Origin of the sequence: uncultured Faecalicoccus sp. (assembly GCF_944325745.1) — a bacterium.
In the GTDB taxonomy this organism is placed as follows: Bacteria; Bacillota_I; Bacilli_A; order Erysipelotrichales; family Erysipelotrichaceae; genus Faecalicoccus.
In genome coordinates, this window is record NZ_CALVBG010000049.1 from 1 (window position 1) to 10,476 (window position 10,476).

Here is a 10,476-nt window from a genome sequence, read left to right on the forward strand (position 1 = left end):
AAATAGCAGATTGAAAAAAAGGACCGGAAATTCAATTCCGATCCTTTGTGAGACTAGCTGTAAAGTTCAACCAGTTTCTTCAAGTGTTCGTAACGTGCTTTCGCTTCTTCTTCTGATTTAGCGAACAGTTTTTCTGCTCTTTCAGGGAATGGCTTGATCAAGCGCGTATAACGAGCTTCGTTGTTCAAGAATGCCTGATAAGATCCATCGCCTTCTTTAGAAGTCAAAGTGAATGGGTTCTTACCTTCAGCTTTCTTAGCTGGGTCGAAGCTGAACAAGTTCCAGTATCCGGCCTGTACAGCTTTCTTCATTTCATCTTGACAATGGTTCATACCACCCTTAGCGATACCATGAAGTTCGCAAGGAGCATAACCAATGATCAAAGATGGTCCGTTATAAGCTTCTGCTTCCGCAATACACTTAACAGCCTGTGCCGGGTTGGCACCTAAAGCGATCTGAGCTACATAAACATATCCATAGGTCATCGCAATCTCTGCCAAAGATTTTTTCTTGATTTCTTTACCGGCAGCAGCAAACTGACATACTTCACCGATGTTGCTGGCTTTCGAAGCCTGTCCACCTGTGTTAGAGTACATTTCTGTATCGAATACGAAGACATTTACGTTTTCGCCAGAAGCTAATACGTGGTCCAATCCTCCGTATCCAATATCGTAAGCCCATCCGTCTCCACCGAAGATCCATACAGATTTCTTACCTAAGTATTGTTTGTTGGCCAATACTTCTTTGGCTTCTTCTGTACCTAATTCTTCCAAGGCAGCGATCAAAGCTTTTGTTGGCTCTACGTTTGCTTTTGTATTTTCTTTTGTTTCCATGAACTGATCAAAAGCAGCTTTCAAAGCAGCATTATCACTGTTTTCAACGATAGCCGCAACTTTAGAGATCGTATGTTCACGAAGAGTCTTATGACCTAAAGCCATACCGAATCCGTGTTCAGCGTTGTCTTCGAACAAAGAGTTAGCCCAAGCTGGTCCTTTGTTGGAATCTTTGTTGACTGTGTATGGACAAGTTGCAGCAGGTCCACCCCAGATAGAAGAACATCCTGTCGCGTTGGAGATATACATCTGTTCACCGAACAGCTGGGTTACCAAACGAGCATAAGATGTTTCAGCACATCCGGCACAAGATCCAGAGAATTCCAATAATGGCTGATTGAACTGAGAACCTTTGACAGTTTCATCTTTCAAACCGATATCTTTCTTAGATACATTGGCAACCAGGTAATCGAATACTGGCTGTTCTGCCAATTGAGATTCTTGCGGTTTCATCACAATTGCGCCTGTTGGACATACTGTGATACATTCGCCACATCCCATACAGTCAAGCGGTGTTACGCTCATTGTATATTTGTATTCGCTGGCTTTTGGTTTTGTATCCGCCAATTTGATGTTTTCTGGAGCGTTCTGAACTTCTTCTTCGCTCAACAAGAATGGACGGATCGTAGCGTGTGAACAGACGAAGGCACACTGGTTACACTGGATACATTTATCGGCATCCCATTCAGGAACCATAACGGCTGTTCCACGTTTTTCATAAGCACTGGCTCCTGTTTCCCATTGACCATCCACATGCGCATTGAATGCAGATACTGGAAGAGCATCTCCATCCATCAAGTTTACTGGTTCCATGATGTCTTTTACCATCTTAACAGTAGCCGGACGTCCGCTTAATTCTTTTGGTGCAGCATCTGGTTCTGGGTTCGCCCAAGAAGCAGGTACATCCACTTTATGCACAGCATCTACACCGGCATCGATTGCCTTGTAGTTCATTTCAACAACGGCATCACCCTTCTTAGAGTAAGATTTCTTAGCCGCTTCTTTCATGTACTGTACAGCTTCTTCAATCGGCATGATATCCGCTAATTTAAAGAAAGCAGACTGCAGGATCGTATTGGTACGTTTACCCATACCGATTTCGATTGCTTTATCGATCGCATTGATCGTATACAGCTGAATGTTGTTTTCAGCGATATATTTCTTCGCTTCAGCCGGCATGTGCTTGTCTAATTCTTCATCAGACCACTGGCAGTTGATCATGTAGATACCACCAGGTTTTACATCCTGAACCATCTTATATCCTTTTACCACATAAGAAGGGTTGTGGCAGGCAACGAAGTCCGCCTGGCTGATATAGTATGGACTCTTGATTGGGTTGTCACCAAAACGCAAGTGAGAAATTGTGATACCACCGGTTTTCTTAGAGTCATACTGGAAGTAAGCCTGGATGTATTTGTCCGTGTGGTCACCGATGATCTTCGTTGAGTTCTTGTTGGCACCAACTGTACCGTCTCCACCAAGACCCCAGAATTTACATTCGATCGTTCCTGGAGCACTTGTGATCGGAGCTGGTTTTACTTCTGGTAAAGACAGATTTGTCACATCATCCACGATACCAATCGTGAAACGATCTTTTGGTTCATCTTTCAACAATTCGGCATATACCGCAAAGATGCTTGAAGGTGGAGTATCTTTCGATCCCAGACCGTAGCGGCCGGCGATCAATTTAATATCGTTCAATCCAGCTTCTCTTAATGTTGTCGCAACATCCAGATACAATGGTTCACCTAAAGAACCAGGTTCTTTTGTACGGTCTAATACAGCAATTTTCTTCACTGTCTTAGGCAATACGCTCAGAAGGTGCTTGCTTGACCATGGACGATACAAACGAACTTTGATAACACCGACTTTTTCGCCCTTAGCCATCAAGTAATCGATAACTTCTTCACAAACGTCGTTGACAGAACCCATCGCAACGATCACGCGTTCTGCATCTTCAGCACCATAGTAGTTGAACAATCCATAGTTCGTTCCCAATTTTTCATTGATCTTGCCCATGTATTTTTCAACAACTTCTGGCAGATTGTCGTAAGCCGTGTTGCATGCTTCACGATGCTGGAAGAAGATATCGCCGTTTTCATGAGAACCGCGCATCGTTGGATGTTCTGGGTTCAATGCATGGTTACGGAATTCTTCCACTTTATCCATTGGACAAAGTTCTTTCAGGTCTTCATAGTCCCAGATTTCAATTTTCTGGATTTCATGAGATGTACGGAATCCATCAAAGAAGTTGATGAATGGAACTTTTCCTTCCAAAGCCGATAAGTGGGCAACTGGAGAAAGGTCCATAACTTCCTGCGGGTTGGTTTCACAAAGCATCGCAAAACCAGTCTGACGACAAGCATAGACGTCACTGTGGTCCCCGAAGATATTCAATGCGTGAGATGCAACAGTACGAGCTGAAACATCAAATACGCAAGGCAATTGTTCCCCGGCGATCTTATACATATTTGGAATCATCAGAAGCAGACCCTGTGAAGCAGTAAATGTGTTTGTCAGGGCACCGGCTGCCAGAGATCCGTGAACCGCACCAGCGGCACCAGCTTCGGATTCCAACTCACTAACAACTACCTGATTTCCAAAAATGTTTTTACGTCCCCCAGCAGACCAGATATCGATTTGGTCAGCCATTGGACTGGATGGAGTGATCGGATAAATCGCGGCAACTTCTGTATACGCATACGCAACGTGAGCGGCTGCCGTATTTCCATCCATAGATAATTTAGCTCTAGGCATGTTTTTTGTTTCCTCCTTATTTTAGTATCCTATACCTTACTAATTATACGAGTTTTTGATTTGATTTTAAAGGGTTTGTTCAAAAATTCACACGAACTTTTGTTCGTTGATGATTACGATAAAAGAGGCCGGGCCGGCCTCTTTAATCTTATTCTTTTCCCAAAAGCTTGAACATGTTCTTTTTATAGACTTCTACCCCCGGCTGATTGAACGGGTTCGAATCGTTCATCAATGTCGTCATGGCAATCGCTTTAAAATAGAACATGCACATATTTCCAAAGCTGTAAGCGCTCATATCCGGCATTGTCAAAATGATGTTTGGCACATTTCCTGTATCAACGTGAGCCTGCAAAGTTCCTTTGGCAGCCATCTTGTTGACCCAATCCAAAGATTTACCGGCCAGATAATTCATATTATCCATGTTTTCTTCATCACTTGGGAAAGTCATATCCAACATTGGTTTTTCCACATATAGGTTAGTTTCAAACAAGATCTTTTTCCCGTCTTGTACAAACTGACCTAAAGAATGAAGATCCGTTGAGTTGCAGACACTGTCCGGCAAGATTCCTTTGCCGTCTTTTCCTTCGCTTTCACCAAACAGCTGTTTCCACCATTCGGCAATCATCTGCATCTGCATTTCATAATTGACAAACAGTTCGACATTATATCCTTCATTTTGTAAGATACGGCGAGCTACGGCATAACGATAAGCCGGGTTTTTATCCAGATCGGCATCACCATATTCCCCCATACCATCATGCAGACCGCGCATAATCTCATCGATATCGATGCCCGCTACTGCGATCGGCAACAAACCAACCGGCGTGATGACAGAGAAACGGCCGCCGATATCATCCGGGATCACAAATTGTTCATAGCCTTCTTTATCCGCTAAAGCTTTCAGGGTACCGCGAGCTTTATCGGTCGTCGCATAGATTCGATGTTTGGCCTCAGAACCATATTTTTCTTCCATGAATTGTTTCAATAAACGGAATGCGATCGAAGTTTCGGTCGTTGTTCCGGATTTTGAAATAACATTGACCGAAACATCTTTGTCTTTGATATAGTCCATGACCTGGACGATATAGCTGCTGGAGAAAGTATTTCCTAAGAAAATGATCTCTGGTTTTTTCTGGCTGTAAAGTCCGTTGATCATTTCTATGGCCGCTCTAGATCCCAAGTAAGATCCGCCGATACCACATACGATAAATACATCACTGTCTTCCTGCACTTTTTTGGCACAGGCTTTCACGCGCGCAAATTCTTCCTTATCATAGTCATTGGCCCAAGTCATCCAGCCGGTGAAATCATTGCCTTTGCATGTCTTGAGGCGAAGAGATTCATCGATCTGATTGACTTGTTCCTGGTAACTCTTAACATCCTCTTTTAAATGAGCATATTGTAAGTCTAATTGAATCATGTTACAGTACCTCCGTTATTTATGAGCACATTATATCACGAAAAAAAGAAACTGTGCTATAATACTAACGGTTTAGGAGTTGAAAATACTATGTTTCCACAGGCTTTATTTCCCTTGGTCGTCGCACTGACCTGCAATGTGATCGCTCAAGTGTTAAAAACCATCTTCTATTATCTGAAATCGGGAAAATGGGACTTGCATTGGGTCATAGCCAGTGGAGGGTTTCCCAGCTCCCACTCCAGTACGGTAACGGGCCTTTCCATGGCCATCGGGATCCAGGAAGGATTTGACTCCACGATCTTTGCGGTGACGGCCGTTTTTGCCTTTATCGTGATGTATGATGCCTGTCATGTCCGTTATTACTCAGGGAAAAACATTGAATTGACCCAGCAGCTGATCCGAGACCTCAAAGAGATCGAGGTGCCTTTGGACAATCCGATCTATGAGGAACAGCTCAAATCCGTCTTAGGGCATCGCTTTATCGAGGTGCTGGGCGGTTTTGTGATCGGTCTGGTCTTCCCGCTTTTGTTCGTGCCTTTGTTTCTAGGATAGGAAGTGATTGAAAATGGCAGAAGAAAAACAACCGGTCTTGCCGGATATGGATAAAATCAATGAATGTCTCAATAAGATCCGCCCCTACATCCAGCATGATGGCGGTGATATTGAACTGATGGGCGTCGATGAAAACGCTATTGTTTATGTTGCTTTTCGCGGTGCCTGCGCCGGCTGTATGATGGCAGCTGAAGATTTTCATTCCGGGATCAAACTTCTTTTGATGGATGAAGTTCCCGGGATCCGTGATGTTCTTTTGATCGGATAAGAGCCTGCGGGCTCTTTTTTTATGGGCAAGAAAAAAGCACCCGAAGGTGCTCATTAAACCATTTTTGGCAAAAAGTAGCGAAGCATGACTTCCCACCATGGCCAGTCATGATTGACATCATAGCCCCAGAAATCGACCCAGGCATGGATTCCTTTATCATAAAGGATGCCGGAAAGTTTTTGGAGCGAAGCTTTGCAGACATCTTCCCAGGCGCCCTGCCCTACGCATAAGATGATCTGCGACTCATTGTATTTTTGAATAAATGAATGATGAGGATCCATTCCGCTTAAATATGCGCAAGGATCATTGTTGTAACAATTGTCATCATAAACGCCATGGAAGTATTCCTGCATATCATAAACGCCGCTGATGCCTAAGACCTTATCAAAACGATCCGGGAAACGGAAGAAGAAGTTGGCCGCATGCGTACCGCCCATACTGGCACCCAAAGTCATGCATAAAGAATCTTCCGGCAGTCCGGCTTTCCATAAAGCACTGGGAACCAGTTCTTCCATCACATAGCGTACCCAGCATTCCTGCAGCCACATACGGCGGTGCGTATCTTCATGAGAACTCCATGTTTCTTTATCAATGGAATCGACCGTACAAAACTGGATGCGTCCTTCTTCGATCAAGTCGCTGACCAGATCAAACATGCCGCGGTCTTCCCACTCAAAAAAACGTCCATCCTGACACGGGAAAACAAAACACATCTTTCCGGCATGGCCATACATCTTAAATTCCATAAAGCGATCCAAGTAATGAGAATACTCTCGAAAGTATCGTATCTGCATAATTAAAACCTCTCTATTCTGCGTAGATTATATCATAATCAATTGTCTTTTCATCCACTCTGCATTATAATTGTTCTGTTTTTTAGAAGAAAGTGAGGAACTTATGGCTGATCAGGAAAAGATCTTGAATATAGCCGTCATTGCCCACGTCGATGCCGGCAAAAGTACATTAGTAGATGCTTTTTTAAGACAAAGTGATGTCTTTCGTGATAATGAAGAAGTCGTAGACTGTATCATGGACTCTAACGATTTGGAAAGAGAACGCGGGATCACGATCTACTCCAAAAACTGTTCTGTGATCCATAACGGAGTCAAGATCAATATCGTGGATACACCCGGACACGCGGACTTCTCCAGCGAGGTCGAACGAATCATTCGAACCGTCGACACCGTGATCTTGTTAGTAGATGCCAGTGAAGGCCCTATGCCGCAAACTCGTTTTGTTTTGAGCAAGGCTTTGGAGATTGGATTAAAGCCGATTCTTTTGATCAATAAAATTGATAAAAAAGACCAGCGGGCCGAAGAAGTCGTCGATGAAGTCTATGAACTGTTCTTAGATCTGGATGCCAACGACGAACAGTTGGACTTCCCGATCCTCTACGGAATCGCCCGAGAAGGAATCGTGCAATATGATCTGAATACCCCAAGTACCAACATCGAACCTTTGTTCGATACGATCTTAAAACACTGTGATGTGTATCCAGACCTGGACGAAGAGCCTTGCCGCATGCAAGTATCGGCATTGGCTTATGATGAATACATCGGACGTTTGGGTATTGGCCGCATCTATTCTGGTGTTTTAAAACAAGGAACTTCCTATATCCGCTGTAATCAGGAGGGCTTGGAAAAACGGGAAACGATCTCCAATCTTTTCGTCTATAAAGGTCTTTCGCGAACCAATGTCAAAGAAGCCCACAGCGGCGATATCGTCGTGGTAGCCGGTATGCCGGATATCAGCATCGGAGATACGATCTGTGATCCGGAACATGTGGAACCGATGGATCACATTCCGATCGAAGAACCGACTCTATCGATGAATTTCCATGTCAATTCCAGTCCGTTTGCCGGCCGCAGCGGAAAATATGTGACCAGCCGCAATATCAAGGAACGTTTAGAACGTGAACTTGAGGTCAACGTCGGCTTAAAGGTCGAACCGACAGACAGTGCGGATTGTTTCAAAGTTTCTGGACGCGGGGAGCTTCATATTTCGATCTTGATCGAAAATATGCGCCGTGAAGGTTATGAGCTTGCCATCAGCAAGCCGGAAGTGATCTTGCATAAAGATGAAAACGGCGTCAAAGTAGAGCCGGTCGAAGAAGTGATCTGCCTGGCCCCGGAAGAATATTCAGGCACCATCATCAACAAGCTCAACTTGCGTAAAGGGGTGATGGAAAACATGGAAGAAGATAACGGATATGTCAAGATCACCTATCAAGTTCCAACGCGCGGATTGTTGGGATTCCGCAATGAATTCATCAATGAAACGCATGGTGAAGGAACTTTGGTTCGCCGTATCTGCGGATATGAGCCTTACAAAGGCGAGATTGCACAGCGTATGCAGGGAGCCATGATCTCGACAGAAACCGGAACAGCCATGACGTACGCTTTATGGAATCTGCAAGAGCGCGGACAATTATTTATTTCTCCGCAAACGGAAGTTTATGAAGGAATGATCATTGGCGAATCGGCCAAGAATATCGATATGGATGTCAATCCCTTGAAGAATAAGAAATTGACCGCCATTCGTTCCAGCGGCCGCGACGAAGCCATGTTGTTGACGCCGCCGCGCATCTTCTCTTTGGAAGAAGCTTTAGAGTGGATCAACGATGATGAACTGGTGGAAGTGACTCCGGATGCGATCCGGATCCGCAAAAAAGGATTGACTGCCCAGGATCGCCGGGCTCTGTATCGTGAAAAAATGGCACAAAACGGGTAAAAGAAAACAGCGAGTTCAAACTTCGCTGTTTTTTTATTCCTCTTCTTTATCGGTGATCGGCATCTTGTCTAAAAATTCGAAATCGCGTTTATGATAGATCAGCAGTCCTTCCTCTTGCATCTTGCTCAATTCTTTAGACATCGCACTGCGATCGACAAAGAGAAAATCTGCCAGATCCTGACGATCCAAAGGAATTGTAAATTTCTGATTTCCTTTGATGTGATATTGGGCTGAAAGATAATCTTGAAGACGCTGCCGGGTCGTGCGATGAACCGTATCGGCCAGCCGTTTTGAAAAAGAATAAGACTTTTTCGATAATACCCTTCCTAAGTTTTGAAGAAACCGCACCTCTAAAGGATCGCTGACCGGTGATTCGATCACTCGACGGGCATTGAAGAAAAGTATCTTGGCGTCTTTAAGAATACGAAACGTCGTATTTAAAGGAGCCTGACTGATGGAGAACATCTCTCCTAAACTATCACCTGGCAATAAGACGTCAATCAAGCAGGTGATCCCGTTCTCATCGATTCGTTCAATATGTACATTTCCTTCCAATACGATCCCGATCTCCTCGACTCTTTGATTGGAATCCCAAAAGACGGATTTTTTTTGAAAAGACTGAATATGAGCATGGAAGCGTTTCATCAACGTTTCGATTTCTTGTCCGTCCATCCCTTGAAACAAAGGATGATTTTTAATGATCTTCGTAGTTGTTTCCATTTTTTCACCTTTTTTTGATTCTGTTGTTCAAGACACAGAAATTGACCTTATTTAACTGTATTATAAAACCAGCATTAGAAAAGAGGTATATGATATGCTTAGAAGAATTGATTTTTGGGGCCCATCCTTGATGGAGTCTGTCGCTTTGATATTAGCAGGTGCTTTGATTTTGATCGAGCCCGCTATGACAAGCTTGTTGATGGCTAATTTATTAGCCTTGTTAGGATTTGCTTATGGAATCTATATGATTGCCCGCTGGTTCACTGACCGCAAGAAAGGATACGATTCAATCACCGATCTTTTATTAGGAGCGAGCTTAAGCGTGGTTTCTGTGGCCGTGTATCTGAATCCGGCCTGGGTCTTGGCCAGTCTTCCAATCGTGGCCGGCATCGGCATGATCGTAAATGGATTCAGTAAGATCTCTTCTGCGATCCAGGTCAAAAAAGCCGGAGGTTCAATCTGGGGTCCTTTATTGGCCATTGTCTTGCCCATCCTGATGGGAATCTTCCTTCTCTTTTTCCCGATTGCTTCTTTTGAAGGTTTCGTGATGTTGGCAGGAACCTTCATCAGTATGATTGGATTCTTTGATCTCTTCAGTATCTTTTTGATCAACCGATCCTTACATGAACTACAGGTCTTCTAGAAAAAAGAGTGCGTCTACTGGATGCACTCTTTTGATTGGGAACAGCTTTTTTTGAAGGGAATGACTTTGGCTTTGTCTAAGGTGACCATGATCATCGGGATCAAGATCAGCTGCACGACAATACCTGGTATAGCCGTAAGCAAAGCTCCGTTGATCAACATCATGGCACTGACATTTGAAAGTCCCACTAAAACACAAGTGACAACAGCCCATACGATGCGGCCGGCAGCCATCGAAATCAACAACGCAATATAAAGTTGTTTGATGCATTGCCATTTGGCATGACTGTATACCTTACCGATCACAAAACCATAGGTGGCTAACTCAAATGCCATCGCAATGGCCGTAGGAAACATGGGCGGCATGCCAAAGACCATACTGCGTAAAACCGGCAAGATCAAGCCTATGACCAACCCATACGGTCCTCCACAGATCAACCCGCATAAGAATACGGGAATATGCATCGGCAAAAGCATACTGCCTATCTGCGGAATTTGCCCGGTAAAAAAAGGCAAGACAAATCCAATCGCCAGAAATAAAGCAGAACATGTGA

The 10,476-nt window shown here is 44.1% G+C and carries 9 protein-coding genes; 4 read left to right on the forward strand and 5 right to left on the reverse strand.

Annotated features, from left to right (window positions below; all coding sequences use genetic code 11):
- Positions 1-53: 53 nt before the first annotated feature.
- Both nifJ and Q0J48_RS05470 read right to left on the reverse strand, forming a co-directional pair.
- Positions 54-3,590: a pyruvate:ferredoxin (flavodoxin) oxidoreductase gene (nifJ, locus tag Q0J48_RS05465; RefSeq protein ID WP_296242353.1), complete on the reverse strand. Its 3,537-nt coding sequence runs from the start codon at positions 3,588-3,590 to the stop codon at positions 54-56.
- A 148-nt stretch (positions 3,591-3,738) separates the two neighbouring features.
- The gene (locus Q0J48_RS05470; RefSeq protein WP_296242354.1) at positions 3,739-5,010 is read right to left on the reverse strand and encodes a glucose-6-phosphate isomerase; all 1,272 of its coding nucleotides are present in this window, start codon (positions 5,008-5,010) and stop codon (positions 3,739-3,741) included.
- Between the two features lie 90 nt (positions 5,011-5,100).
- Here Q0J48_RS05470 and Q0J48_RS05475 point away from each other — a divergent pair, with 90 nt between their 5' ends.
- Together Q0J48_RS05475 and Q0J48_RS05480 are read left to right on the forward strand one after the other, a co-directional pair.
- Positions 5,101-5,562, forward strand: a complete 462-nt coding sequence (locus Q0J48_RS05475) for a divergent PAP2 family protein (protein WP_183373745.1) — start codon at positions 5,101-5,103, stop codon at positions 5,560-5,562.
- A 13-nt stretch (positions 5,563-5,575) separates the two neighbouring features.
- Positions 5,576-5,830 carry a NifU family protein gene (locus Q0J48_RS05480; RefSeq protein WP_296242355.1) on the forward strand — a complete coding sequence of 85 codons (255 nt, stop codon included), beginning with the start codon at positions 5,576-5,578 and terminating at the stop codon, positions 5,828-5,830.
- Positions 5,831-5,883: 53 nt separating this feature from the next.
- Here the strand turns inward: Q0J48_RS05480 and Q0J48_RS05485 are convergent, their stop codons facing one another.
- Positions 5,884-6,624 carry an alpha/beta hydrolase-fold protein gene (locus Q0J48_RS05485; RefSeq protein WP_296242357.1) on the reverse strand — a complete coding sequence of 247 codons (741 nt, stop codon included), beginning with the start codon at positions 6,622-6,624 and terminating at the stop codon, positions 5,884-5,886.
- 103 nt (positions 6,625-6,727) lie between these two features.
- Here Q0J48_RS05485 and typA point away from each other — a divergent pair, with 103 nt between their 5' ends.
- Positions 6,728-8,560 (forward strand): translational GTPase TypA, encoded by a 1,833-nt coding sequence (gene typA / locus Q0J48_RS05490; protein WP_296242358.1) that lies wholly within the window; start codon positions 6,728-6,730, stop codon positions 8,558-8,560.
- 33 nt (positions 8,561-8,593) lie between these two features.
- On the opposite strand, the gene Q0J48_RS05495 is transcribed toward typA, so the two are convergent.
- Positions 8,594-9,280, reverse strand: a complete 687-nt coding sequence (locus Q0J48_RS05495; RefSeq protein WP_296242359.1) for a Crp/Fnr family transcriptional regulator — start codon at positions 9,278-9,280, stop codon at positions 8,594-8,596.
- 94 nt (positions 9,281-9,374) lie between these two features.
- On the opposite strand from Q0J48_RS05495, the gene Q0J48_RS05500 reads away from it, so the two are divergent.
- The gene (locus Q0J48_RS05500) at positions 9,375-9,923 is read left to right on the forward strand and encodes an HdeD family acid-resistance protein (protein WP_296242361.1); all 549 of its coding nucleotides are present in this window, start codon (positions 9,375-9,377) and stop codon (positions 9,921-9,923) included.
- A gap of 14 nt (positions 9,924-9,937) precedes the next feature.
- On the opposite strand, the gene Q0J48_RS05505 is transcribed toward Q0J48_RS05500, so the two are convergent.
- Positions 9,938-10,476, reverse strand: a 539-nt coding sequence (locus Q0J48_RS05505; RefSeq protein WP_296242363.1) for an ECF transporter S component, incomplete at its 5' end; no start/stop codon positions are given.